The organism is Allobosea sp. 47.2.35, assembly GCF_024655635.1.
GTDB lineage: Bacteria > Pseudomonadota > Alphaproteobacteria > Rhizobiales > Beijerinckiaceae > Allobosea.
Genome location: NZ_JANLGI010000030.1, coordinates 1 through 25,923, shown reverse-complemented (window position 1 = coordinate 25,923; position 25,923 = coordinate 1). Strand labels below are relative to the sequence as shown.

General features: G+C 67.0%; 20 protein-coding genes. 8 read left to right on the top strand and 12 right to left on the bottom strand.

Going from position 1 to position 25,923, the window contains the following annotated elements:
- Nucleotides 1-5: 5 nt before the first annotated feature.
- From groL to NUV79_RS23285, 4 genes are all read left to right on the top strand, one after another.
- A complete protein-coding gene (groL, locus tag NUV79_RS23300) occupies nt 6-1,643 on the top strand; it encodes a chaperonin GroEL (RefSeq protein WP_257735459.1) in 1,638 nt (545 codons plus the stop codon).
- A gap of 217 nt (nt 1,644-1,860) precedes the next feature.
- Entirely contained in the window at nt 1,861-2,775 is a 915-nt protein-coding gene (phnD, locus tag NUV79_RS23295; RefSeq protein WP_257735458.1) for a phosphate/phosphite/phosphonate ABC transporter substrate-binding protein, read from the top strand.
- 152 nt (nt 2,776-2,927) lie between these two features.
- Nucleotides 2,928-4,040, top strand: a complete 1,113-nt coding sequence (locus NUV79_RS23290) for a branched-chain amino acid ABC transporter substrate-binding protein (RefSeq protein WP_374679319.1) — start codon at nt 2,928-2,930, stop codon at nt 4,038-4,040.
- Nucleotides 4,041-4,243: 203 nt separating this feature from the next.
- Complete coding sequence (locus NUV79_RS23285) at nt 4,244-6,337, top strand: ABC transporter ATP-binding protein/permease (RefSeq protein WP_257735456.1); 2,094 nt, start codon at nt 4,244-4,246, stop codon at nt 6,335-6,337.
- 101 nt (nt 6,338-6,438) lie between these two features.
- On the opposite strand, the gene NUV79_RS23280 is transcribed toward NUV79_RS23285, so the two are convergent.
- The 8 genes from NUV79_RS23280 to NUV79_RS23245 all read right to left on the bottom strand — a co-directional run bounded on the left by NUV79_RS23280 (nt 6,439) and on the right by NUV79_RS23245 (nt 15,693).
- Nucleotides 6,439-6,924, bottom strand: a complete 486-nt coding sequence (locus tag NUV79_RS23280; protein ID WP_257735455.1) for an META domain-containing protein — start codon at nt 6,922-6,924, stop codon at nt 6,439-6,441.
- Between the two features lie 134 nt (nt 6,925-7,058).
- On the bottom strand, nt 7,059-8,036 hold the full coding sequence (gene hisG / locus NUV79_RS23275) for an ATP phosphoribosyltransferase (protein ID WP_257735470.1): 978 nt from the start codon (nt 8,034-8,036) through the stop codon (nt 7,059-7,061).
- Between the two features lie 5 nt (nt 8,037-8,041).
- Nucleotides 8,042-9,154, bottom strand: a complete 1,113-nt coding sequence (locus NUV79_RS23270) for an ATP phosphoribosyltransferase regulatory subunit (protein WP_257735454.1) — start codon at nt 9,152-9,154, stop codon at nt 8,042-8,044.
- A 269-nt stretch (nt 9,155-9,423) separates the two neighbouring features.
- Complete coding sequence (gene hisS, locus NUV79_RS23265; protein ID WP_257735453.1) at nt 9,424-10,998, bottom strand: histidine--tRNA ligase; 1,575 nt, start codon at nt 10,996-10,998, stop codon at nt 9,424-9,426.
- Nucleotides 10,999-11,069: 71 nt separating this feature from the next.
- Nucleotides 11,070-12,443, bottom strand: coding sequence for a glycolate oxidase subunit GlcF (gene glcF / locus NUV79_RS23260; protein ID WP_257735452.1), 1,374 nt, complete (start codon nt 12,441-12,443; stop codon nt 11,070-11,072).
- A 3-nt stretch (nt 12,444-12,446) separates the two neighbouring features.
- Nucleotides 12,447-13,073, bottom strand: a complete 627-nt coding sequence (locus NUV79_RS23255; RefSeq protein ID WP_257735451.1) for a DUF2585 domain-containing protein — start codon at nt 13,071-13,073, stop codon at nt 12,447-12,449.
- A complete protein-coding gene (locus NUV79_RS23250; protein ID WP_257735450.1) occupies nt 13,073-14,260 on the bottom strand; it encodes an FAD-binding protein in 1,188 nt (395 codons plus the stop codon). The genes NUV79_RS23255 and NUV79_RS23250 overlap by 1 nt, the downstream gene beginning before the upstream one ends.
- Nucleotides 14,257-15,693, bottom strand: a complete 1,437-nt coding sequence (locus NUV79_RS23245; RefSeq protein ID WP_257735449.1) for an FAD-binding oxidoreductase — start codon at nt 15,691-15,693, stop codon at nt 14,257-14,259. The genes NUV79_RS23250 and NUV79_RS23245 overlap by 4 nt, the downstream gene beginning before the upstream one ends.
- 137 nt (nt 15,694-15,830) lie before the next feature.
- Between NUV79_RS23245 and NUV79_RS23240 the strand changes: the two genes are divergently transcribed.
- Together NUV79_RS23240 and NUV79_RS23235 are read left to right on the top strand one after the other, a co-directional pair.
- Entirely contained in the window at nt 15,831-16,736 is a 906-nt protein-coding gene (locus NUV79_RS23240) for a LysR family transcriptional regulator (RefSeq protein ID WP_257735469.1), read from the top strand.
- A 60-nt stretch (nt 16,737-16,796) separates the two neighbouring features.
- Entirely contained in the window at nt 16,797-17,732 is a 936-nt protein-coding gene (locus NUV79_RS23235) for an SMP-30/gluconolactonase/LRE family protein (protein WP_257735448.1), read from the top strand.
- Nucleotides 17,733-17,750: 18 nt separating this feature from the next.
- On the opposite strand, the gene NUV79_RS23230 is transcribed toward NUV79_RS23235, so the two are convergent.
- The 3 genes from NUV79_RS23230 to mscL form a co-directional block, all read right to left on the bottom strand.
- On the bottom strand, nt 17,751-18,812 hold the full coding sequence (locus tag NUV79_RS23230; RefSeq protein WP_257735447.1) for an AbrB family transcriptional regulator: 1,062 nt from the start codon (nt 18,810-18,812) through the stop codon (nt 17,751-17,753).
- Nucleotides 18,813-18,931: 119 nt separating this feature from the next.
- Entirely contained in the window at nt 18,932-20,125 is a 1,194-nt protein-coding gene (locus NUV79_RS23225) for a pyridoxal phosphate-dependent aminotransferase (protein ID WP_257735446.1), read from the bottom strand.
- 122 nt (nt 20,126-20,247) lie between these two features.
- Nucleotides 20,248-20,667 carry a large conductance mechanosensitive channel protein MscL gene (gene mscL / locus NUV79_RS23220; protein ID WP_257735445.1) on the bottom strand — a complete coding sequence of 140 codons (420 nt, stop codon included), beginning with the start codon at nt 20,665-20,667 and terminating at the stop codon, nt 20,248-20,250.
- Between the two features lie 272 nt (nt 20,668-20,939).
- On the opposite strand from mscL, the gene NUV79_RS23215 reads away from it, so the two are divergent.
- A complete protein-coding gene (locus NUV79_RS23215) occupies nt 20,940-24,512 on the top strand; it encodes a hybrid sensor histidine kinase/response regulator (RefSeq protein WP_257735444.1) in 3,573 nt (1,190 codons plus the stop codon).
- Nucleotides 24,513-24,515: 3 nt separating this feature from the next.
- Here the strand turns inward: NUV79_RS23215 and NUV79_RS23210 are convergent, their stop codons facing one another.
- Complete coding sequence (locus NUV79_RS23210; RefSeq protein WP_257735443.1) at nt 24,516-25,076, bottom strand: thioesterase family protein; 561 nt, start codon at nt 25,074-25,076, stop codon at nt 24,516-24,518.
- Between the two features lie 104 nt (nt 25,077-25,180).
- On the opposite strand from NUV79_RS23210, the gene NUV79_RS23205 reads away from it, so the two are divergent.
- A complete protein-coding gene (locus tag NUV79_RS23205; RefSeq protein WP_257735442.1) occupies nt 25,181-25,693 on the top strand; it encodes a tyrosine phosphatase family protein in 513 nt (170 codons plus the stop codon).
- The last annotated feature ends 230 nt before the right edge of the window (nt 25,694-25,923 follow it).

Sequence of the window (25,923 nt, the reverse complement as noted above, 5' to 3'; positions counted from 1 at the left end):
CTCTCATGGCTGCCAAAGACGTCAAATTCGGCACTGAAGCCCGCGACAAGATGCTGCGCGGCGTGGATGTCCTCGCCAATGCCGTGAAGGTCACGCTGGGTCCGAAGGGCCGCAACGTCGTGATCGAGAAGTCGTTCGGCGCTCCGCGCATCACCAAGGACGGCGTCACCGTCGCCAAGGAGATCGAGCTTTCCGACAAGTTCGAGAACATGGGCGCCCAGATGGTCCGCGAAGTCGCTTCGCGCCAGAACGACCATGCCGGCGACGGCACCACCACCGCCACCGTTCTCGCCCAGGCGATCGTCCGTGAAGGCGCCAAGTCGGTTGCGGCCGGCATGAACCCGATGGACCTGAAGCGCGGCATCGACCTCGCCGTCGAGGCGATCGTTTCGGACCTCAAGAAGAACTCGAAGAAGGTCACCTCGAACGCGGAAGTCGCGCAGGTCGGCACTATCTCGGCCAACGGCGACTCGTCGGTCGGCGAGATGATCTCGAAGGCCATGCAGAAGGTCGGCAACGAGGGTGTCATCACCGTCGAGGAGGCCAAGACCGCCGAGACCGAGCTCGACGTCGTCGAGGGCATGCAGTTCGACCGCGGCTACCTCTCGCCGTACTTCATCACCAACTCCGAGAAGATGGTCGCCGAGCTCGACGACCCCTACATCCTCGTCTTCGAGAAGAAGCTCTCCTCGCTCCAGGCGATGCTGCCGATCCTCGAGGCCGTCGTGCAGACCGGCAAGCCGCTCCTTATCATCGCCGAGGACGTCGAGGGCGAGGCCCTGGCCACGCTCGTCGTCAACAAGCTCCGTGGCGGTCTGAAGGTCGCGGCCGTCAAGGCTCCGGGCTTCGGTGATCGCCGCAAGGCCATGCTTGAGGACATCTCGATCCTGACCGCCGGCCAGATGATCTCGGAAGACCTCGGCATCAAGCTCGAGACCGTGACGCTCAACATGCTCGGTCGCGCCAAGCGCGTGCGCATCGAGAAGGAGAACACCACGATCATCGACGGCGCCGGCAAGAAGAAGGACATCGAGGCTCGCGTCGGCCAGATCAAGGCCCAGATCGAGGAGACCTCCTCGGACTACGACCGTGAGAAGCTCCAGGAACGCCTGGCCAAGCTCGCCGGCGGCGTCGCGGTCATCCGCGTCGGCGGCGCGACCGAGGTCGAGGTCAAGGAGAAGAAGGACCGCGTTGACGATGCCCTGAACGCCACCCGCGCTGCGGTGGAAGAAGGCATCCTGCCGGGCGGCGGCGTCGCCCTGCTGCGCGCCCTGTCCTCGGTCAAGTCGATCAAGACCCAGAACGACGATCAGAAGACCGGTGTCGAGATCGTCCGCAAGGCGATCACCGCTCCGGCTCGCCAGATCGTCGAGAACGCCGGCGATGACGGCGCGGTCGTGGTCGGCAAGCTGCTGGAGTCGAAGGACTACACCTACGGCTACAACGCCCAGACCGGCGAGTACGGCGATCTGGTCAAGGCCGGCATCATCGACCCGACCAAGGTCGTCCGCACGGCGATCCAGGACGCGGCTTCGATCGCGGGCCTGCTGATCACCACCGAGGCGATGGTCGCCGACCTGCCGAAGAAGGACGCCCCGATGCCCCCGATGGGCGGCGGCGGCATGGGCGGCATGGACTTCTGAGGAAGTCCAGACGCCCAAAGCGTCTAAATGCCGAAACCGGGCAAGCCCGGTTTCGGTGGCGGCATGGACTTCTGATCCACCGCTCCCAGCGAACTATGGAAGGCCCGGCGCAAGCCGGGCCTTTTTCGTTTCACGGCACTGTCATCCGCCCGCCATTCGCCCGTCGTGGCTGGCGCGCATCGAGACGCGATCGAATTCCATCGCACCCGAGACCATCATGCCGACACGCCGTTCCGTTCTCGCCGGCCTTGCCGCCAGCAGCGTCGCCCCCGCCTTGGCTCAGGGCTCGGACTGGCGGCACAACATCAAGGAGGTTCGCTTCGGCGTCTCCTCCGCCGAGAACGAGGCCGGCGCCATCGCCCGTACCCAGCCGATGGTCGACTACCTCACGCAGCGCCTTGGCGTGCCCGTGCGCTTCTTCCGGGTCTCGGACTATGCCGGCCTCGTCGAGGCGATGCGGGCCGATCAGGTCGACTTCGCCCGGTTCGGTCCCGCAGTCTACGCGCTTGGCCGCCGCGTGCTTGGCGACAAGCTGCAGCCGCTGATCCGCGACGTCGATAACCAGGGTCAGGAAGGCTATTACTCGGTGCTGCTGGTGCGGGCCGACAGCCCCTATCAGGGGCTCGCCGATCTCAAGGGCAAGGTGATGGCCTTCGCCGATCCGAACTCGACCTCCGGCTACGCCTTCCCCTCCTATTTCCTGCGCAAGCAAGGCATCGACCCGAAGGTTCATTTCAGCGGCACGGTCTTCTCCGGCGGCCATGACAATTCGGTACTGGCGCTGGTACGCGGCCAGTTTGACGTCGTCGCGACCTATCAGGTCAACGTGGAGCATGGCGTCGCGCAGCGGCTCGCCCAGCGCGGCATGATCCCGGCCGGCTCGACCCGCGTGCTCTGGACCTCGCCCTTGATCCCGGCGAGCCCGTTCTCGACCCGCGCCAACCTGCCGCAAGGGCTGAAAGACGATTTCGTCGCCGCCATGAACGCGATGAAGGAGGCCGCTCCGGAGGCCTGGAAGAGCTTCACCGACGGCCATGTCTCGCGTTATGCACCGGCCCGCCACGAGGATTATCTCGACGTGATCGCCGTCACCGAGGAACTCGAGGCCCAGCGCAAAGCCCGCAACGGCTGAATGCAGGCACCGCCTGCCGCGTTGCCATGCATTTCCCGACAGGGCTGATGAAAGCTTGGGCAGTGCCCTCCGGTGACATCCTGACCTATACAGGCGGCAAGCGACCCCGAGCGGGATCGCGCGCTAAAATTGCATGTCGTAGGGAGATGCAGATGAAAAAGTCCCAACTCCTGTCGGGCGCCGCGCTCGCCGCAGCCCTCTTCCTCTCCGCCCAGGCCGCGCAGGCCGACATCACCATCGGCCTCGTCGCGCCGCTGACCGGCCCGGTCGCCGCCTATGGCGACCAGGTCAAGAACGGCGCCCAGACCGCCGTCGACGCCATCAACAAGGCCGGCGGCGTGCTCGGCGAGAAGCTCGTGCTGAAGCTCGCCGACGATGCCGGCGATCCCAAGCAGGGCGTCTCCTCGGCCAACCTGCTCGTCGGCGACAAGGTCAAGTTCGTGGTCGGGCCGGTGACCTCCGGCGTCGCGATGGCGGTCTCGGACGTGTTCGCCGAGAGCGGCGTGCTGATGGTGACGCCGACCGCGACCTCGCCGGCGCTGACCACGCGCGGTCTGACGAACGTCTTCCGCACCTGCGGCCGCGACGACCAGCAGGCCGACATCGCCGCCGCTTACGTCCTGAAGAACCTGAAGGACAAGAAGATCGCGATCGTCCATGACAAGGGCACCTACGGCAAGGGCCTGGCCGACGCCTTCCAGAAGGGCATCAATGCCGGCGGGCTCAAGGAAGTGGCGGCGCTGACCGTCAATCCCGGCGACAAGGACCTCTCGGCCGTGGTGACGCGCCTGAAGGCGGCGAATGTCGAGGCGATCTATTTCGGGGGCTACCACCCCGAGGGCGGCCTGCTGGCGCGCCAGCTCGCCGATGCCGGCGTCAAGGCCACGATCATCGGCGGCGAAGGCCTGTCCAACACCGAGTACGCGGCGATCGGCGGCGACCATGCCACCGGCACGCTCTTCACCAACGCGACCGACGCGCTGAAGAACCCCGACTCGGCCCAGGCCGTCGCGGCGCTGAAGGAGAAGGGTATCCCGCCGGAGGCCTTCACGCTCAACGCCTATGCGGCGGTCGAAGTGCTCAAGGCCGCGATCGAGAAGGCCGGCAAGCCCGGCGATGCCAACGGCGCCGCCAAGGCCCTGCAGTCGGGCATGCCGGTCAAGACCGCGATCGGCACGCTGACCTATGGCAAGACCGGCGACCTGAGCTCGCCGAGCTTCTCGATGTACAAGTGGGACGCCGGCAAGATCGTCGCCGCGCCGTGATCGGCTAGAGCCAAACCTTCCAGCTTCGCGCCCCGGACGAGCCCTGCTCGCCCGGGGCGTTTCGTTTCAGGGCCTCTGGCTCGCCGCAAGCTCTCCGCGAGATGACAATTTGCTCATCCGATCGCGCCGCCATTGAAAGGCCACTCCCGCTGCGACATGGTCCGAATCGTGGCTTTCACCGTCTCCCGCCAGGATTCCCATCTATGCGCTTGTTGAGCATTCTCGTGGCCGCGCTGGCGGCCGCCACGCTGGTCGTCGGCCAGCAGGCCGGATCGGCCGGCGTGATCGGCATGGGCGTCATCGGCCTGCTACTGGCGGTCGTCACCTTCCGCTCGCCGGCCCTGCCCTTTTTCCTGCGCATCTTCTCCAGCGTCTTCGCGATCGAATATCTCGTGTTCGGCGCATCCGCGATCGCGGCGCAGTTCGGCTGGTGGCCGGCGGCTCTCGGCATCCCGCCGATCCCAACCAGCCTCCCGACCACGGTCGGCGTCTTCGCGATCCTGATCTACGCGATCTCCTTCGTGCCGGTGATCGCGCGGATCGCCCGCATCGCCTCGCCCTATTTCGAATCCGACCAGATCACGACCGCCAATCTCTGGCCGATCGGGCCGTTCAGCATCCGGCTCGGTACGCTCGCGGTCTCGCTCTTCGTCTTCCTGATCGTGCTGAATCAGGTGCAGGTCGGCATCACGCTGCGCCTCTCCTTCTTCAACCGCGACATGTACGATGCGCTGCAGAACAAGGACGCCACGGCGTTCTGGTACCAGCTCTTCTACGTGTTCTGCGTCTGGGCCGTGCTCTGGGTCGTCTCGAACCTGACCGAGCTGTTCGCCAACTACACGATCCTGATCCGCTGGCGGCAGTTCATGGCGAACGAGTATACGAAAGCGTGGCTCGACCATGCGACGCATTACCGGATCGCGCTCGCCGGCACTGTCGACAACCCCGACCAGCGTATCGCCGAAGACACGCGCTCCTTCGTCAACCAGACCTATGGCTTCGCGCTGCCCCTGCTCTCGCAGGTTTCCACGCTGGTCTCGTTCTCGATCATCCTCTGGAACATCCCCGTCGCCTTCACCCTGCCGGGCATGTCCTTCGCTGTTCCCGGCTACATCTTCTGGGTGGCGTTCTTCTATGCCGCAGCTGCGACCTGGCTGACCCATATCATCGGCCGCCCGCTGATCCGCCTCGAATTCGAACAGGAGAAGCGCGAGGCGAATTTCCGCTTCTCGCTGGCACGCCTGCGCGAATATTCCGAGCAGATCGCATTGATGGTCGGCGAGCCGACCGAGCGCGGGCAGCTCGCCCAGCGCTTCCGCGACATCGTCGAGAATTTCTACCGGCTGGTCTGGCGCCGGCTGAAGCTGACCAGCTTCACCTTGTCCTACAACCAGCTCAGCGTCGTCCTGCCCTACATCATTCTGGCGCCGTACTATTTCGCCGGCACGATCACGCTCGGCGTCATGATGCAGGTTGCAGGTGCCTTCGACCGGGTGCAGACGGCCCTGTCCTTCATCATCAACAGCTACTCCTCGATCGCCTCCTACCTCGCCTCGATCAACCGCCTCACCTCCTTCGAGACGGCGATCACCGATGCGCAGCACGGCTCAATCAGCGAGGAGGCGCTCGGCCGCGAGACTTCGCGCGACGAGAGCCTGCATATCCGCGACGCGACGCTCCTCCTGCCGAACGGCAAACCGATCGTGAAGCTCGGCGCGCTCGATCTCGGTACCGCGCGCTCGACGCTGCTGATCGGCCCTTCCGGCTCAGGCAAGTCGACGCTGTTCCGCGCCATCGCCGGGATCTGGCCCTTCGGCGACGGCAAGGTCGGCATCCCCGCCGACGCCGAGATCATGCTGCTGCCGCAGCGACCCTATCTGCCGCAGGGCTCGCTCCGGGCGGCGCTCGCCTACCCCGCCGAGGAAGGCGACTATGACGATGCCGCGATCCGCGCCGCGATGGAGAAGGTCAAGCTCGGCCACCTCACTGAGAAGCTCGACGAGGTCGACCTCTGGGGGCAGCGGCTCTCGGGCGGCGAACAGCAGCGGCTCGCCGTCGCGCGCGCGCTCCTGAGCAAGCCGGACTGGCTCTTCCTCGACGAGGCGACCGCCTCGCTCGACGAGAAGCTGGAGGGCGAGATCTACGCGACGATCGACCGCGAATTGCCGCAGGCCCGCATCGTCTCGATCGGCCACCGCACGACGCTGCGCAACATGCACGATGCTCTCGTCACCATGGAGCAGAATCCGGACGGCACCTTCACGCCGACGCCGACAGCGAAAGCCCCGGCCGCCTGAGGGCAGGCATGGCGCAACGAAACAAAAAAGGGTCGCTCGCGCGACCCTTTTTTCTTATCCATCGATTGCGCCGAGAACCTCTCCCAAGGAGAGGAACAGCCTCAGAGCGAGCGGCTGAGGGTCAGCTCGCCGGCCCCGCCCTTCAGGACGAGCTGGCCGCTGACCAGATCCCATTTCTGGGTCGCGCGCAGCGCCATCAGGAAGGCCCGTTCGAAATCGAGCAGACCCTTGTCGCAACTGCGGCGGGTCACCGCGATTGGACCGACCGCGAAGCCCTGCTGGCGCAGCGGATAAGCCGAGGCCGAGAAGGTGTTGCAGCCGCCGAAACCGGTGCCACGCAGATTCTGGTCGACAAGCAGGGTCGCGCGGCGGTCCTTGACCGGCTTGCCGTTCAGCGCCACGACGCTCCAGCTCGCTCCGAGCGGGAAGGTCTTCTCCTGCTGCGGCATCGGAATCGGCGTATTCCCGCCGCCGAGTTCCGTGCGCGACGGCATCTTCTGGCGGCTCTGCGCCATCGCCTCACCGGACATCAGCATCGGCGCGGCAAGCGCCGCAATCACGGCCGCAAGGCCAAGGCGTCGGATCATGATCGTCTTACCTGCATTCACTCGCACGGCAGCGCCGCGTGCCGCCAAACCGGTTAACACGCCTAGAGGCCAATTGGTTCGGGATCAAGGCTGAAGCGCGGGCGATCCCGTCATTCCGATGCTGCCGCGCAGCATCAGATACGGGCGTTCAAGCGCTCCAGAAGGCGGTTCGCGCGGCGGAAGACATAGGCCGGGGCGCTGACGGTCACATCGTCGGCGCCGAGCCCGTCGAGATGCTCGACCAGCGCGAAGACAACCTTGTCCGGGCAGTGCAGCGTCAGCGGCGTCCCCGAGGCTGGCGCGCCGAATGGCAGGCGCGCGCCGAAGCGCTCCTCCAGCGCGGTGAGCGCACCCGGAGCGAGATCGAGTCGCGCGCGGACCTCGCGAAGCGTGCGCCCTTCTTCCTCCGCCGCGATCCGCGACAGGATGGTCTTGGCTGCGGCCTTCGCGCGATCGCCCCATGGAGCCTGCATCGAGGCGACGAGATTGGCCTCGGAGGCCAGCATCACGCCGTCATCGAGCACCTTCAGCGCATTGGCGGCGAGCGTGGCGCCGGTCGTGGTGATGTCCACGACGATCTCGGCCGTGCCGGCGGCCGGTGCGCCTTCGGTCGCGCCCAGGCTTTCGACGATGCGGTAATCGGCGAGGCCGTGCTGCGCGAAGAAGCGCCGGGTCAGGTTCACGTATTTGGTGGCGACGCGCAGCTTCTTGCCGTGGCGCGCCCGCATGGCGGAGGCGACATCGTCGAGATCGGCCATGTTGCGCACGTCGATCCAGGCCTGCGGCACGGCGACGACGACATTGGCGTGGCCGAAGCCGAGCGGGGTCAGCATCTCGACCGCCGCATCGGCATCCGAGAGCTGCTCGCGGACGAGATCCTCGCCGGTTATACCGATATGGGCGGCGCCGGAGGAGAGCTGCGCGACGATCTCGGATGCAGAGAGGAACGCGACTTCCGCCCCGTCGACGCCGGCGATGGCGCCGCGATAGTCGCGCTCGCCGCGCGACTTGACGAATTTCAGTCCGGCGCGGCCGAAGAAGGCCGTGGCGTTCTCCTGCAGGCGGCCCTTCGAGGGGACGGCGAGGACAAGCGGGGCGTCGTTATCCGGCATCTGGCTCATGCGGCGTCTCCCGTCAGGCGGTCGAGCCAGAGCGAGGCGCCCACGGCCGGGATCGCCCGGCTCGCGCCGAGGCGCCGGAGGACGTTGTCATAGCGGCCGCCGCCGGCAACGGGCTTGCCGTCGCCGCGGGCCGTGTCGTGAAGCTCGAAGATGAAGCCGGTATAGTAGTCGAGATTGCGGGCGAAACCGGCCGAGAAGCGGATCGCACCGATATCGACGCCGCGCGCGGCGAGGAAGCCGGTGCGCTCGTCGAAGGCGTCGAGCTGGCGGCCGATATCGAGCGAGGCCTGATCGGCAAGCGCGCGCAGCGAGGCCGAAGCCGCATCGGGATCGCCGGAGACGGCGAGCACCTGCGCCAGCAGCGCCTTGACGTCGCCATTGACCGGGTTCTCCCGCTCGGCGGCGCGCGCCAGGAAGCGCTCGGCGATATCGGCGGCGGAGCGGCCGCCGACGGTCGAGATACCGGCGATCGAGAGCACGTCCTCGACGAAGGCGCGAGCGGCCTTGGGGTCCTGCCCCTCGAGCGCCTTGAGCAGGCCGGCATGGGCGGCTTCGCCCTCGGCTGCGGGCGGATCGAGCGCGTCGATCGCGTCCGCGCCCTTGCCCTGCACGACGGCGCGGACCAGACGGCGGCGGGCGCCCTGCGGCACGTTCAATCCATCGAGCAGCGCCCCGAGCACGGCGACATCGCCCATGACGATGCGCGGTTCGGCGAGGCCAAGCATGGCCGTCGCCTCGATGGTCAGCGCCATGATCTCGGCGTCAGTCGCGGTGAAATCATCACGGCCGAAGGATTCGAGGCCGGCCTGCAGGAACTCGCCGGGCTCGCCCGAACGCATGCGGAAGACCGGGCCGGCATAAGCGTAAGCCGCAGGCTCGGTCTTGCCCGAGGCGATATGATCGAGCGCGACGGGAATGGTGTATTCGGGCCGCAGGCACCAGTCCCGGCCGTCGGCATCCTGCGTCATGAAGATGCGGCGGCGGATATCCTCGCCGGAGAGATCGAGAAAGACATCGGCCGGCTGCAGGATCGCCGGCTCGGCATGGGCATAGCCCTCGCCGGCGAAGAGCGCGATCACGGTCTCGATGCTGGCGCGGCTTGCGGGCACGGCTCGTCCTGTCCTGTTGCGAGCGCCGTCCTAGCAGTGGTGCGCCGAATTTTCGAGGGATTTGAGCGAAATGGGTGAATGGGAATCGAACGGTCGCGGGAAGCGAGACGCCCTCTTCTCCTTCTCCCGGAGGGGAGAAGGTGGCGCGGAGCACCGGATAAGGATGTGTCGTTTGGACAGAAGGCGCGACGCAGTCGTCGCACCAATCGTCAGCGGCAGGCCCTCATCCCTGCCCTTCTCCCACACGGGAGAAGGGTTCCCCGCGCCCTTTACGAATGTCGCGCCAGCACCCGCTTCACACCCTCGACCAGTTCCGCGACCGGCACGGCGAACTGGGCCTCGGCCTGCTTGACCTTGTGCTCGGCGGAATCCTTGACGTCGCGGCTGGCGGCCGCGAGCTCGGCGCCGAGGATCAGGTCCTTGATGACGACGGTCCCGGCCTCGCGCTCCGACGAGCCCTGAATGATCGCGCAGATCGCGCCGCGCCGGTCGGCATATTTCATCTGGGCGTTGAAGCCGGAAGCGCCGAGATAGAGATCCGCGCGCAGCAACGGCTTGCCGTCCGCATCCTTGGCCTGACGCAGCTCTGAGACCATCGCCTGATAGCCCGGCATGAATTCCGGCGACTTGTTGTCCATCGCGGTGACCACGACGAGCGGGAGTTCGTTGCGGCTGTCGACGATCGGCGACTTGACCGCCTTCAGCGCCGAGAACAGCCGCGAAACGCCGATCGAGAAGCCGGTCGCCGGGACGGGCTCGGGACGGAAGCGGCCGACAAGGCCGTCATAGCGCCCGCCACCCGCGACCGAGCCGAAGCGCACCACTTGCCCGTCGTCATTGGTGACCGGGAAGGTCAGCTCCACCTCGTAGACCGGGCCGGTATAGTATTCGAGCCCGCGAACGACGGAGGGGTCGATGATGATCCGGCCGAGATAGCCGGCCGCCGTGATCAGTTCGCGGATCTGCTCCAGCTCCGCGATGCCGGCCTGGCCATTCTCGGCTCCTTCGACAAGACCGCGCAGATCGATGAGCGCCGCTGCCGAGAGCTTGGCAGAGCCTTCGCTGTCCTGAGCGTTCGTCTTGCCCAGCTCGGCGAGCTTCTGACCGAGTTCGAGATAGCGGAGGATGCGATCCGACTGGGCGCCGGACAGGCCTGCACCCTTGGTGAAGTCGCCGCTCTCGTCCTTGCGGCCTTCGCCGAGGAGTTTGCGGACCTCTTCCAACGGGAACTTGTCGGCCTTGTCGATCGCGCGGAGCACGGTCAGGCGTGCGGCAGGGTCGATCCCGGCCGCATCCATCACGCCGTCGAGCACCTTGCGGTTGTTGACCTTCACGACATAGTCGCCGCGCTTGATGCCGAGCTTCTCCATCGTGTCGGCGGCAAGCATGCAGATCTCGGCATCGCCTGCGACAGTCCCGGAGCCGACGATATCGGCGTCGAACTGCATGAACTGGCGGAAGCGGCCCGGACCCGGCTTCTCGTTGCGGAAGACATAGCCGACGCGATAGCTGCGATAGGGCTTCGGCAGCGCGTCGAAATTCTCGGCGACATAGCGGGCGAGCGGCGCCGTCAGGTCGTAGCGCAGCGAGAGCCACTGCTCGTCATCGTCCTGGAAGGAGAAGACTCCCTCGTTCGGCCGGTCCTGATCCGGCAGGAACTTGCCGAGCGCGTCAGTGTACTCGACGAAGGGCGTCTCGACGGGGTCGAAGCCATAGACCGAGAAGCTCTCGCGGATCACGGAGAGCATGCGCTCGGTGGCGGCGACATCGGCCGGGCCACGATCGACGAAGCCGCGTGGCTGGCGGGCCTTCAGCTTGGCAGGGGCGGTCTTGTCGGCGGACATGGGGCGAGCTCGGACAATCAACGGAAAGTTGACTGCGGGTTAGACCGTACAGGCGCGAGGGGCAAGCTCGACTACTCGGCCGCCGCCAGGGCTTGCGCCCGCAAAGGCCGATCCTCGATCCCGGCCCGCGCCAGCTTCTCGGGCAATGGCCCACCGGTCGCCCAGTCCAGCAGCTCGGCGGTATGCACCACCGGGGTCGTCGCGCCCTTGTCGGCAAAACCCTTCGCGAGCTGGGTCATGCAGCCGATATTGCCGGTCGCGACCAGGATTGGCTTCGTCCGCTCGATATTGCCGATCTTGCGCTCGCGGAGCTTCCCCGCGATCTCGGGCTGGAGGATGTTGTAGACACCGGCCGAGCCGCAGCAGATATGGCCCTCCGGCACCTCCTTGACCTTGAAGCCGGCGCCCGACAGCAGCCGCTTCGGTCCGTCCTTGAGCTGCTGGCCGTGCTGCATCGAGCAGGCCGAGTGATAGGCGATCGGCATCGCGACATCGCGGACCGGAGCAAGCTCCAGCGTCTCCAGGAACTCGGTGACATCCTTGGTCAGGCCTGAGACCTTCGCCGCCTTTTCGGAATAGGCCGGCTCGTTGCGGAACATGAAGCCGTAATCCTTGATCGTCGTGCCGCAGCCGGAGGCCGTGATCAGGATGGCGTCGAGCCCCTCGCCGTCGATCTCCGCCGTCCAGGCGTCGATATTGGCGCGGGCGAAGGCGAGCGCATCGTGCTCCTGGCCCATATGGTGAACGAGCGCGCCGCAGCAGCCCTCCCCCTTCGGCAGCACGACCTCGACGCCATGCCGGTTGAGCAGGCGGATCGTCGCCTCGTTGATCGCGGGATCGAGCACCGGCTGGGCGCAGCCGGAGAGAAGCGCGACTCGGCGCTTGCGCTCGGCCGACGGCGGGAAGTTCTGCGGGCCTTCCATGGCGGAGCGCGTCGGCAGGCGCGCCGGCGCCAGCGCCAGCATCGCCTTCAGGCGCGAGCCGACGACCGGGATGACGCCGAGCACGGGCGCCAACGGCTTGCCGAGCAGCGCCATCAGCATCGCGGCCCGGAAGCGGCCGGGATAGGGCAGGATCGCCGCCAGCACCTTGCGCAACAGGCGGTCATGCCAGGAGCGCGTATAGGTCTCCTCGATATGGGCGCGAGCATGGTCGACGAGGTGCATGTAGTGCACACCCGAAGGACAGGTCGACATGCAGGAGAGGCAAGAGAGGCAGCGGTCGACATGCTTCACCACCTCGGAGGTGGCCGGCTTGCCGTTCTCCAGCATGTCCTTGATCAGATAGATGCGCCCGCGCGGGGAATCGAGCTCGTCGCCGAGCAGCAGATAGGTCGGGCAGGTCGCGGTGCAGAAGCCGCAATGCACGCAGGTGCGCAGGATCTTCTCCGAGGCCGGCATGCGCGGGTCGGAGGCGAGGCGCTCGGGGGTGAAGTTGGTCTGCATTGTTCAGGCCCCGCCCTGCCAGGCTTTGATCCAGTCCATCGGCCAAAGCAGCATGATGACGTTGAGGGTGAGGTTGTCGCGGATCAGCCAGCCGACGATGAGCTCCATCGCCAGCGCGCTGGTCACCGTCAGCCAGACCGGAGCGAGGCGGGCAAAGAAGAAGCCCAGCACCATCGCGAGGATGTCGCTGACCGAGTTCAGGACGCTGTCGCCGTAATAATCGAGCGAGATCGTCGCCGAGCGGTAATGGTTGATCACGGCATCGGTGTTCTCGGCGATCTCCCAGGCACCTTCGAGCAGGATCGAGAGCAGGAGTGCGAGGCCGAAGGAAATCGGCAAGCCGGTCAGGCGCCGGATCAGCCAGAACAGGCCGTAGAACAGGAAGCCGTGGATGATGTGCGAGAAGGTGTACCAGTCGGCGATGTGCTGGGAGTTCTCGGAGGACATCACCGTGCCCTGCCAGAGCTTGATGTCTCCGCATTTGCAGATCGGCTCGCGGCCCATCCAGAACAGGATCATAGCGACGCCCGCGATCAGCAACGCGGCAGCCAGAACCAGTGCGGCGGGGCTAAGCCGGTTGGGCGCCCAGTTGGCGCGGGTCTCAGTGGGGAGGCTATCGGCGAGCGTCATCAGATCCCCGCATAGATCCGCCCGGATTCGAAGATGCCGGCGGGGTCGAAGCTCTTCTTGATGCCGGCCGTTACCCGCATCAGCGGTTCGGCCAGCGGCTGGAACACGTCGACGGCGGCGCGGATCGAATCGGGCGCCCGCACCAGCGTCGCATGACCGCCGAGCGGCTTCAGCGCGGCGCGGATCGCGGCGGCGCCAGCATCGCCATAGGCGGGAACCGCGAGCCAGACTAGCCCGCCGCCCCAATCGTAGAAGCAGCGCGCGGCCGGGATCATCCGCGTGATCGCCCCGACGGCGTTCGGACCATTGGTCGGCGCAAGCGAGAGCCGCCAGATCGCCTCACCACTCCCGGCGAAGAAGGCCGCATCGCGGATATCGACCCAGAGTTCGGTCGGTGCTGTACCTTCCAGCCGATCGGGCGTGCCATAGTCGTCGAGCAGCAGCGCGAGTTCGCCGGCACGGTAATCGATCGAGTCCGAAAAATTCTCCAGACGCAGCAGGGTCAGCGCCTCCCCGCCAGCGATCCGGGCCGGGAGATGCGCCGCCGCCATCGGCTCGAAGGGCGAGCCCAGCGCTTTCGCCAGCAGCGCAACTCCCACTTTGTCGGAGAGGCCGCGCCATTGCAGCGTGACGATGCGCTCCGGCCGCGGCAGCACGCGGAAGGTGACCTCAGTGAGGAAGCCGAGCGTGCCGTGGCTGCCGCTGAGGAGCTTCACCAGGTCGAGGCCGGTGACGTTCTTCATCACGCGCCCGCCGGACTTGATCATCTCGCCGCGGCCATTGACCAGCCTGACGCCGATCAGGGAATCGCGGGCGGCACCGGCATTGATCCGGCGCGGGCCGGAGATGTTGCAGGCCGCTATAGCGCCGATCGTCGGCTCGCCCTCGCTGCCATAGAGAGCGCGATGATCCATCGGCTCGAAGGGCAGCATCTGGCCGCGCTCGGCGAGCGTTTCCTGCACGAGGGCGAGCGGCGTGCCAGTGCGGGCGGCGATGACCATCTCGGCCGGCTCGTAGAGCGTGATTCCGGTCAAGCCCGCGCTGGAGAGCGTACTGGCAGCCTGGGCGGGGCGGCCGAGGCCCTCACGCGTGCCGCCCCCGCGCAGGGTGAGCGGCACGGCGCTGTCGATAACCGATTTCACGACGGCGCAGGCCTGCGCCTCGGTAGTGGGAGTATGGACGATCACGCCGCCACCCTGCCTTCCAGCGGGAACACTTTCGCCGGATTGAGCAGCCAGCGCTCGTCGAACACCGCCCTCACCCGCATCTGCTGGGCGAGGTCCTCCGGATTGAACTGGAAGGTCATCAGGTCGCGCTTCTCGATGCCGACGCCGTGCTCGCCGGTCAGGCAGCCGCCGACCTCGACGCAGAGCTTGAGGATGTCCATGCCGGCATCCTCCGCCTTCTGCGCCTCGATTGGGTCGTTGCAGTTGTAGAGGATCAGCGGATGGAGATTGCCGTCGCCGGCATGGAAGACATTGGCGACGCGCAGGCCATAGCCCTTCACGATCTCGTCCATGCGCTTGAGCACATAGGGTAACTGCCCGGTCGGGATCGTGCCGTCCATGCAGATATAGTCGGCGATGCGGCCGGTCGCGCCGAAAGCCGATTTCCGACCCTTCCAGATCGCCGCCGCCTCCATCGCCGACTTCGATTCCTTGACCGTCGAGACACGGTGCTCCCTTGCGATCGCGACGATGCGGGCGAGCTGGGCGTCCATCTCGTCGTCCGAGCCTTCGACCTCAATGATCAGCAGCGCCTCGACATCCATCGGATAGCCGGCCTTGGCGAAGGCCTCGCAGATCTCGATCGCCGGCTTGTCCATGAACTCCATCGCGACCGGGATGATGCCGGCGCCGATGATGGCGGCGACAGCAGCGCCCGCCTGCTCGCTGGTCGGGAAGCCGAAGAGTACGGGCCGCGCGCCCTCGGCCGTACGCAGGATGCGGACCGTCGCCTCGGTGACGATGCCGAGCTGGCCCTCCGAACCGTTGATCAGGCCGAGCAGGTCGTAGCCGGGGGAATCGAGATGGGCGCCGCCGATTTCAACGACCGAGCCGTCGAGCATGACCATGGTCACGCCCAGCACGTTGTTGGTGGTGACGCCGTATTTGAGGCAATGCGCCCCGCCCGAGTTCATGCCGATATTGCCGCCGATCGAGCAGGCGAGCTGCGAGGACGGATCGGGCGCGTAAAAGAAGCCCTCGGCCGAGACCGCGCCGGTGACCGCAAGATTGGTCACGCCGGCCTCGACCCGCGCGACGCGGTTGGCATAGTCGATCGCGAGGATACGATTCATCTTGGAGACGCCGATCACGACCGCGTCCTCCTGCGGGATCGCGCCGCCGGCGAGCGAGGTGCCGGAGCCGCGGGGCACCACCGGCACGCCCTCCTCCCGGCAATAGCGCAGCACGGCGGCGACCTCCTGCGTCGTGGAGGGCAGCACGACCGCGAGCGGCATGCGCCGATAGGCGGTCAGCGCATCGGTTTCGTAAGGGCGGCGCTCGTCGTCGCTGGTGATCAACGCCTGCGGCGGGACAAGGCGCGCCAAGCCGGCGATGATCGATTCGCGGCGGGCGAGAATGCCGGCATCCGGCACCGGAAAGGCTATCGCGCTCATCTCTCCCCTCCCGTCTCGACGACTCGTGGCACGCCACGCACGCATTCTGTCTGCGCGGCAGATTAGATCAATTCAATGGCACTTGCAGTGCGGCCAAAGCCAGCCATTATTTCCGGATTGGAAAAGGTGGCGTGGCGATGGACCGGTTCGGCGATCTCGACGTGTTCGCACATGTGGTGACGACCAAGAGCATGTCGGCCGCCGGCAGGCAGCTCAACCTGTCGCCGGCCGTGATCTCGAAGCGCATCCGCCGGCTGGAGGAGCGGCTCGGCGTGCGCCTGCTCCAGCGCACGACGCGGCAGCTTGCCCTCACCGAGGCCGGGCAGGGCTTCTACGAGCGCGTCGTCTCGATCCTGTCCTCGATCGAGGAAGCGGAGTCCTGGGTGTCGAGCGGCGCCGGGCAGGTGCGCGGCACCTTGCGCGTCTCGGCACCGACCTCGTTCGGCCGGATGCATGTCGCCCCTCATCTCAAGCGCTTCCTCGACGTCAATCCGCTGGTGACGGTCGAGCTCGTGCTGAGCGACGCCTTCGTCGATGTCGTGGGCGAGGGCTTCGACCTGGCGATCCGGATCGCGGATCTTCAGGATTCGAGCCTCGTGGCAAAAAGGCTTGCCCGCAATCACCGGGTGCTCTGCGCGACGCCGGGCTATCTGGCGGAGCATGGAACACCCTCCGATATCGCCGAGCTGTCGCGCCATACCCTGATCGCGCATAACGCCGATCATTGGCGGCTCGACGGACCGGAAGGGCCGGTCTCGGTGCGGGTCACCGGTCCCCTCCGAACCAATTCGAGCGAGGTCGTGCGCGAGGCGCTGCTCGGCGGCGTCGGCATCGCCCTGCGCTCGACCTGGGATGTCGGGCCGGAGCTGAAGTCGGGAGCGCTGCAGCGCGTCCTGCCGGCCTATGCGGTCGGCTCGCGCGTCGCGGTCTATGCGGTCTATCCGAGCCGCCGGCACATGGAGCAGAAGGTGCGCGCCTTCGTCGATTATCTCGGCGAGCTCTATGGCGCCACGCCCTATTGGGATGCGGGGCTTGCGCTCTAAGGCATTGCCCTGCCCCGCACGGGCGGAGATGCTCCGGCCAGGATTTCAGGGAGGTTTGGTATGTTCGGCCAGCTCGAAGGCACGGGGGTTACGGTCCTCGATCCACGCTTCCATCGCGTCGTTCCAGGCTCCGCCCGGGTCGAGCGGCTCTGGACCGGCGCGCGCTGGTCGGAGGGGCCGGCCTGGTTCCCGGCCCATAGCACGCTCATCTGGTCGGATATCCCGAATGACCGCATGCTGCGCTACGACGCGCTGAGCGGCCAGGTCGGCACGTTCCGGCAGCCGGCGCGCAATTCCAACGGCAACACGGTCGATGCGCAGGGCCGGCTCATCACCTGCGAGCATGGCGGGCGGCAGGTGACGCGCACGGAGCATGACGGGTCGATCACGGTGCTCGCCAGCCATTTCGGCGGCAAGCGACTGAACTCTCCGAACGACGCCGTGGTGAAATCGGACGGCTCGATCTGGTTCACCGATCCCGATTACGGCATCCTCAGCGACTACGAGGGCGACAAGTCGCCCGGGGAGATCGGCGCCTGCAACGTCTACCGGATCGATGGTCGCACCGGCGAGATCGCCATCGTCGCCGATGATTTCGTCAAGCCCAACGGCCTCGCCTTCTCGCCGGACGAGAGCATCCTCTACATCGCCGATACCGGCGGAAGCCACGATCCCGAGAACGGGCCGCGGCATATCCGCAGCTTCCGGATGGGGCGGGACGGCATCGCGCTCGGCGAGTCAAAGGTCTTCGCCACCTGCACGGCCGGGCTGTTCGACGGCTTCCGCCTCGATATCGAGGGGCGCATCTGGACCAGCGCCGCCGACGGCGTTCACATCTACCATCCCGACGGCACGCTGATCGGCAAGGTCCATATCCCGGAGATCACCGCTAATGTCTGCTGGGGCGGGCCGAAGCTCAACCGCCTGTTCATCTGCGGCACGACCTCGCTGTATTCAGTCATGACGCATACGAACGGGGCCGTGCGGCCGGCCTGAGGACGCTCGTTCAGGCGGTCAGGGTGGCGGCGCGTTCTTCACACGGCTGAGCACCAGCGGCATCGCCAGCCCGATCGCGACGAAGCGCACGAGATGGTGCGCGCCGACATAGAGCGTATCGAGCCCCATCGCGAAGGCGAGCATCGCCATCGCTTCCAGGCCGCCGGGCGCGAAGGCCGCCATGCCGCTGGCATAGGACACGCCGGCGAGCCAGGCCGCCGGCCAGGCGAACAGGAAGGCAACGCCGATCGAGACCGCGAAGCCGCCGATGGCGAGCGGGAAAAGGCCTTTCAACTCGTCGCGCGGGATATGGGCGATGCGCCCGCCCATGGTGGTGCCGAGCAGGACCTGCACGGCGATCTGGATCGGCATCGGCAACGAGCCCTCGACGAGCCCGCTGCCATGCAGGGCCGCGCTGGCGAAGGTGGCGCCGAACATCAGCGGAGCGGATAGGCCGATCCGCTCGAAGACGAGACCGAGCGCCAGCCCCGCCATGGCGACGCCGAACATGGTGCCGGCATCGACAGATTTGATATCGGGAACCGGCATGCCGGCAGCAGCCCCGCTCAGCTGCATGACGCTCGGCAGCAGCGCGACCAGGACGAGCAGGCGGAACAATTGGACGACCGAGATGCGGCCGATATTGGCGCCCTTCTCCTGGGCAACCGCCAGCACGGTCGACAAGGCGCCGGGTGCGGAAGCCAGCAGCGCATCGATCCAGGGCCAGCGCGCGACATGGCGCAGATAGGCGCCGGTCGCGAGCATGATCGCCGTGGCACCGACGAGGAGGAGAACGAGAGAGGCGGGATAGCGCGCCGCAGCGGCAAGAGCCTCTGGCGTCACGGCCGAGCCTAGGATCGCACCGGAGAGCACCATGGTGGAATCGAACCAGGGCCGGCGCAGGTTCGGCAGCGGGCGCACCAGCGCGACCGCCGCACTGATCAGCATCGAGCCGGAGAGCCAGGCCGCCGGCATGCCGAGCAGAGCGAAGGCCCCGCCACCGACGGTCGCCAGCGCGATGACCAGGATTTCCCGCCAGAGGATGACCAGCCGGTTCGTGGGGTAGCCGAACGGTTTCATCGCGTTCCCGCCGCGCCGGGAACAGGCGGCGCCGGGCGTTCATGGCGATGGTCCGGCAGCGGGTCAACCGACCCGCTCCCCACCAGATGCAAGGCGGCGTTGCGCCGTCCGCCTTGGCCTCAGGCCGCGGCCAGTGCCTTCTGCAGGCGCGCGACGGCCTCGATCAGATCGGAGGACTTGCGGGCGAAGCAGAGACGAAGGCCGGTCTCGCCGCCGGGGCCGAAGGCGGTGCCGGGCGCGAGGCCGACATTGGCGCTATCGACCAGATCGAGCGCGAGCTTGCGCGAATCCTCGCGGCCATCGACCGAGAAGAACTGGTAGAACGCCCCGACCGGCGCCGAAAGCGTGACGCGGTTCGTCGCCTTCAGGCCCTCGAACACGATGCGACGCCCTTCGGCCGCGCGCGCGATCTGCTCGGCGACGAAGCCCTCGCCCTCGTCGAGGGCGGCGATGGCGCCGCGCTGGACGAAGACCGGCGAGCCGGAGGTCGAATACTGGATCAGGTTCTCGACGACCTGCCCGAACGCGACGGGCACCTCGATCCAGCCGATGCGCCAGCCGGTCATCGCCCAGTTCTTCGAGAAGGTCTGGACGAAGATGACGCGGTCCTCGGCCTCCATAATGTCGTGGAAGGAGGGCGCCCGCTCCGAGCCGTCATAGATGAAGCGGCCATAGATCTCGTCAGCGACGATCCAGATGCCGTGCTTGCGCGAGAGTGCGAGCAGCGCCTCCTGCTCGGCCTTGGTCGCGGTCCAGCCGGTGGGATTCGACGGTGAGTTCACCAGGATACCGCGGGTGCGCGGCGTGATCGCGGCGGCAAGCCGGTCCAGATCGAGGGTGAACTGGCCCTGCGCGTAGGTCATCGGGACGCAGACGGTGTTTGCGCCGCTGATCGAGACGGCCGCGCCGAAATTCGGCCAGGCCGGGGTCGGGATCAGTATCTCGTCGCCGGGGCCGGCGATCATCCGCACAGCGATCTGGACCGACTGCATGCCCGAGCCGGTGACGTAGAAGCTCTCCGGCGAGAAGGCGCCGCCATATAGGCGCTGGTGATAGCGGGCGAGCGCCTCGCGCAGCTCGGGAATGCCGCGCTGCCAGGTGTAGAAGGTCTCGCCCGCAGCGAGCGAGCGCGCCGCGGCGTCGGCGATGAAGGCAGGAGTCGAGAGGTCGCCCTCTCCCACCCAGAGCGGGATCAGGCCCTGCTTGAGGCGGCCATGATTGACCACCTCGACGATCCCGCTTTCCGGCGCGTTCCGGGCTTCCGGACGGAGCTCGGCAAGCAGGGTACTGCCCGGCAGGATGGCGCTGTTCATAGGTTTCGGCCTCGCGAAATTCAGTGCCCCACCTTTAGCCGATCACGGCGCGGCGAGGCATGAAATCGCGAGATCGGGTCGATCGGCAGCCGTGATGATTCACGGCCGCGCGAGGGGCAGGATCAGGCCTGCTTCTGCTTGAGCAGGTCGCGGATCTCGCCGAGCAGGACGACATCCTCAGGCTTGGCGGCGGGAGCCTCTTCCTTCGCCGGCTGCTTCTTCTGCAGCTTGTTGATGCCCTTGACGACCATGAACAGGACGAAAGCGATGATGATGAAGTTGATCGCCACCGTGACGAAGTTGCCATAAGCCAGAACCGCGCCCTGCTTCCTGGCTTCCGAGAGGATCGGCGAGGTGACGGCGCTGTTGAGGCCGAAGAAGTAGTTCGAATAATCGACGCCGCCGAGCGCACCGATGAACGGCATGATGATATCGGAGACGAGCGAGTCGACGATCCGGCTGAACGCGGCGCCGATGATGACGCCGATAGCGAGGTCGACGACATTGCCCTTCAGGGCGAATTTCTTGAATTCTTCCAACATGAAACACCCCTTGAGAATCGGCAAGGCTACCCCGACAGCCTGATCCGGACGCTAGACCAGCGGCGCAGAACAGGGAAAGCCCGAAAACGCAGCAATGACGGCGCTGATCGGCCAGAAACGCAAAGAACTGGGGATGAATTCGGCCTGAGGACTTGCGCCAATGGCCTATGGCGAGCGGACAAGCCGTCCGATACTCTGCGCGAAACCAAGAAGCGGAATTCCATGGCGCCTGCATCCCGGCCTCGTTCGCATACGGCACCCGCGAGGGCGGCATGATCCCCGCCTGGTCCGTGGTGCTGGTGGCGCTGGCCTATCTGTGCGGGCTCTTCGCCGTCGCGCATATGGCCGACACCTCCGGGCGCAAGCTGATGAGCGGCCGGGCGCGCACCACGGTCTATGCGCTGGCGCTCGGCGTCTACTGCACCTCGTGGACCTTCTACGGCTCGGTCGGCTTCGCCAATCGCGCGGGCTTCGACTTCCTGGGCATCTATGTCGGACCGATCCTCGTGATCGGGCTGGGCCACCGCTTCGTCGGCCGCATCGTCACCATCGCCAAGTCGCAGAACATCACCTCGATCGCCGATTTCGTCGGCGCGCGCTACGGCAAGAGCGAGCGCGTGGCGGCGCTGGTCTGCCTCGTCGCAGTGATCGGCGCGTTGCCTTATATCTCGCTGCAACTCAAGGCCGTCGCGAATTCGCTCTCGGTCTTCCTCGCAGCGACGGGCGGCCATCCACCGACGCCGGACGTGCCGGTCTTGAGCGACCTGCCCTTCCTCGTCGCGATCGTGCTCGCCGGCTTCGCCTGCGCCTTTGGCACCCGCCATATCGACGCCACCGAACATCAGGACGGGCTCGTGCTGGCGATCGCGGTCGAATCGCTGATCAAGCTCGTCGCCTTCCTCGTGCTCGGCTTCTTCATCGTCTACGGGCTGTTCGGCGGTGCCGGCGATCTGCTGGCGCGGGCGGCCCATCCGGCCAATGGCGCCCCGCCGATCTGGGAGCGCACATCGAGCTGGCCGAATTTCCTGACGCTGACCTTCCTGTCGAGTTGCGCGGCGCTGCTGCTGGCCCGGCAGTTCCACATGACCATCGTCGAGAACCGCGACGTCCGCGACGTACGCCGCGCGGCCTGGATGTTCCCGCTCTATCTCGTGCTGATCAACCTGTTCGTGCTGCCGCTGGCGGCAGCCGGCGAGATCCTGATCCCCGGCAGCGGCGTCGACCGCGACATGACCGTGCTGCTGCTGCCCTTGCAGCGCGAGGCCGGGATGATAGCGCTGCTCGTCTTCGTCGGCGGGCTTTCCGCCGCGACCGCGATGGTGATCGTCGCCTCGGTCGCGCTCGCCATCATGATCTCCAACCATCTCGTCATGCCGCTGCTGCTGCGCGGCCGGCGCGGCCTGAGCGATCCCGGGCGCGCCGTCCGGCTGTTCGGCAGGCGCGGCGACGGCAACAGCAATCTCGGCGGCGATCTCGGCTCGCAGGTGGTGGTGATCCGGCGCGTCAGCATCTTCGTCGTCATCCTGCTCGGCTATCTCTACTACCGGGCTTCCGGCGAGGCGGCCCTGGTCTCGATCGGCCTGCTCTCGTTCGCGGCAACGGCGCAGATCGCGCCGGCCTTCTTCGGCGGGCTGTTCTGGCGGCGCGGCACGGCGCTGGGCGCCGTGGCCGGGCTCACGGTCGGGACGCTGGTCTGGGCCTATACGCTGCTGATGCCGAGCCTCGCCCTGCCCGGCGGCTGGTGGAGCGAGATCGTCGTGCATGGCCCGTTCGGCGCCGGCATCTTCCGGCCGGAGGGCCTGTTCGGGCTGGACTGGCCGGCGCTACCGCACGGCGTGTTCTGGAGCCTGAGCTTCAACGTCCTCGCCTATATCGGCTTCTCGCTGCTGCGGCCGGCCAATGCGATGGAGCGACTGCAGGCCAATGCCTTCGTCGAATCCCAGCCGACGACGATGGCGCAGTCCTTCTCGCTCTGGCGCACCACCATCACCGAGGGCGAGCTGCAATCGACCATCGCGCGCTATCTCGGGGCAGAGCGGACCCAGCGTGCCTTCGAGGGTTTCAACAGCGGCCGCGGCGAGGCCTCTGAAAGCGGGCGCCAGGCCGATATCCATCTGCTGCGCTTCGGCGAGCACCTGCTCTCCTCGGCGATCGGTGCTGCCTCCTCACGCCTCGTGCTGTCGCTCCTGCTGAAGCGGCGCAATCTCTCGACCGAAGCCGCCTTCAAGCTGCTCGACGACGCCTCGGCGGCGCTCCAGTACAACCGCGACATTCTCCAGCACGGACTTGACCATGCCGGCCAGGGCATCACCGTGCTCGACCGGGACCTGCGCCTGCTCGCCTGGAACCAGGCCTTCATCCAGCTCTACGACCTGCCGGCCTCGCTGGTCCGGTTCGGCACGGGGCTCGACGAGATCGTCCGCTTCAACGCGGCCCGCGGCGCCTATGGCACCGGCGCGCGCGATGAGCTGATGGCGGCGCGGCTGGAAAGCTTCATCAACGACCGCGAGCCGGTGCGCCTCAAGCTCTACCCGTCGAAGAAGGTGATCGAGGTCCGCACCAACGCGCTGCCGGATGGCGGCTTCGTCACGACCTATACCGACATCACCGACACGGTCGCCGGCGAGGAGGAGCTCGAACGCGCCAACGAAGGCCTCGAACGCCGCGTCGCCGAGCGCACCGAGGAACTGCTCCACGTCAATGCCGAATTGCAACGCGCCAAGGCCGAGGCCGAGGCCGCCAATGCCTCGAAGACGCGCTTCCTCGCCGCCGCCAGCCACGACATCCTGCAGCCGCTCAACGCCGCGCGGCTCTATGCGACCTCGCTGGTCGAGCGCGACCGCACCGGCGGGCAGCCCGAGCTTGCGGAGAATATCGACGCCTCGCTCGATGCCGTCGAGGAGATCCTGACGGCGCTGCTGGAGATCTCGCGGCTCGATGGCGGTGCGCTCAAGCCGGAACTCTCCTCCTTCCGGCTGGACGAATTGATGCGGCAGCTCCAGCGCGAATTCGAGCCGAGCGCCCAGGAAAAGGGCCTGAAGCTCATCTTCATGCCGACCAGCCTGACGCTGCGCTCGGACCGGCGCCTGCTACGCCGCCTGCTGCAGAACCTGATCTCCAACGCGATCAAGTACACGCCCAGCGGCAAGGTGCTGATCGGCTGCCGCCGCCGGGGCAGCCAGGTCGCGGTCGAGGTGATCGATACCGGGCTCGGCATCCCCCAGAGCAAGCAGAAGACCGTGTTCCGCGAGTTCCAGCGGCTCGACCAGGGTGCGAAGGTGGCGCGGGGCTTAGGGCTCGGGCTCTCGATCGTGCAGCGCATCGCGCGCGCCCTCGACCACGGGCTGACGCTCGATTCGGCGCCGGGACGCGGTACGCGCTTCTCGATTTCGGTCCCGCGCGCCGCACCATTGCCCGCGATGACGACGGCCGCCGCACCGCGCAATGCGCCTGCGGGCCAGCTCGCGGGCATGCGGTTGCTCGTGCTCGACAACGAGCCCGCCATCCTCGACGGCATGAAGCGTCTGCTGGAGGGTTGGGGCTGCCGCGTCACCATCGCCGGCAGCCTCGAAGAGGCGCTGCCCCATGTCGGCAGCAAGGGCGAGGCCGATGTGCTGATCGCCGATTACCATCTCGACCATGGCAACGGCCTGACCGCAATCAGCGCACTTCGGGCGCGGGCCCGCACGCCGATGCCGGCGATCCTGCTCACCGCCGACCGGACGCCGCATGTCCGCGAGGCCGCGAACGCTCTCGACGTCCATCTGCTCAACAAGCCGCTGAAGCCCGCGGCGCTGCGCGCGCTGCTGGCACAGTGGCGGGCAACGCGGCTGGCGGCGGAGTAACCCTCAGGCAGCCGCCGAGGCGGCGATGCGCATGGCGTCCTCGGAAGCGAGAAAAGCCGCGACTTCCGGGCTCGGCTCCGGGCTCTCAGCGGTGACGCCGATCTCGCCGAGCAAGCGCACGACCGGGACATAGGCGCGCGCCTTCTTGTCATAGAGCGCCGCCCGGACCAGCGCGACCGCCGCGACGATCTCGGTGCCGTCCCGGCCCTGCATCAGCATGCGATGCTGCATCACCAGCCAGCTCTCGCTCCAGCACAGGATCGTCGTCTCGACCCGGAACGGGCGGAACAGGCGCATCTCGCGGCGGAAGCGGATCGTGCCGGCATTGACCACCGGCAGCCAGCGATGACGCAGCACCGCCCGCCACAGGCCACTGCGCAGCATCAGGTCGAGCCGGCCAAGATCCATCAGCGTCCAGTAGCGGCCGTTATTCATGTGCAGGCTGGTGTCGAGATCGTGGAACCAGACCCTGAAGGGCAGGACTGACGCATCACCCGGCAGGTCGAGCCGCGGGCGGAAGCGCGTCGTCAGCAAGAGCCAGATCAGGCGGAACCACAGATTCATGGGGAGCCTTTCGGCGCTGGATCGATCGGAGCTGCGCCTCCATGTCATGGAGATGCCGACACTGTCGATCATGCTATCGTCTGCCATCCCACCGGAGCCCGTTCTTGCCCACTCTTCACGTTTCCCCGCTGTCGCGGCTTGATGAAACGGTTGCAGCCGTCCGCGCCCGGCATCTCGTGACGCTGATCAATGTCGGGACGATCGTCGCGCGGCCGGCCGGGATCGCTCCCGAACGGCATCTCTTCCTGGGCATGTCCGACATCAACCAGGCTTTGGACGGCCATGTCCTCGCGGGGCAGGAGCATATGGCGCGGCTGCTGACTTTCGTTCGCGATTGGGACCGCGCGGAGCCGATGGTGATCCATTGCTGGGCCGGGATCAGCCGCTCGACAGCCGCCGCCTACATCGCCGCCTGCGCGCTTGGACCGCAGCGTGACGAGGACGAAGTTGCCGATGCCCTGCGCGCCGCCGCCCCCTCTGCCACGCCGAATGCCCGGCTGGTCGCGCTGGCCGATGCAGCGCTCGGGCGGCGCGGCCGGATGACCCGCGCGATCGAACGAATCGGGCGCGGCTCCGATGCCTTCGAAGGTGCGCCCTTCGCCATGCCGCTCGCCTGAATTCCCGCTTCGGATCACGCAGCTTCCTGCGCGCTTTCCGAGCAAGGGCTGTGAATGCTACGACGCTGGCGCCGGATCGCTGCAGAAGATTGCTTGCCTCGGACGAATTTTGCGACGATGCATCGCGCGGGAGGTCTAAGAGCCTCTAACAGAATCCGGAGGGATCTCGATGGGCTTTGGAGGAGCCGCATGCCAGGAGGAGCGCGCAGCCGATATCGGCCGATATCGGC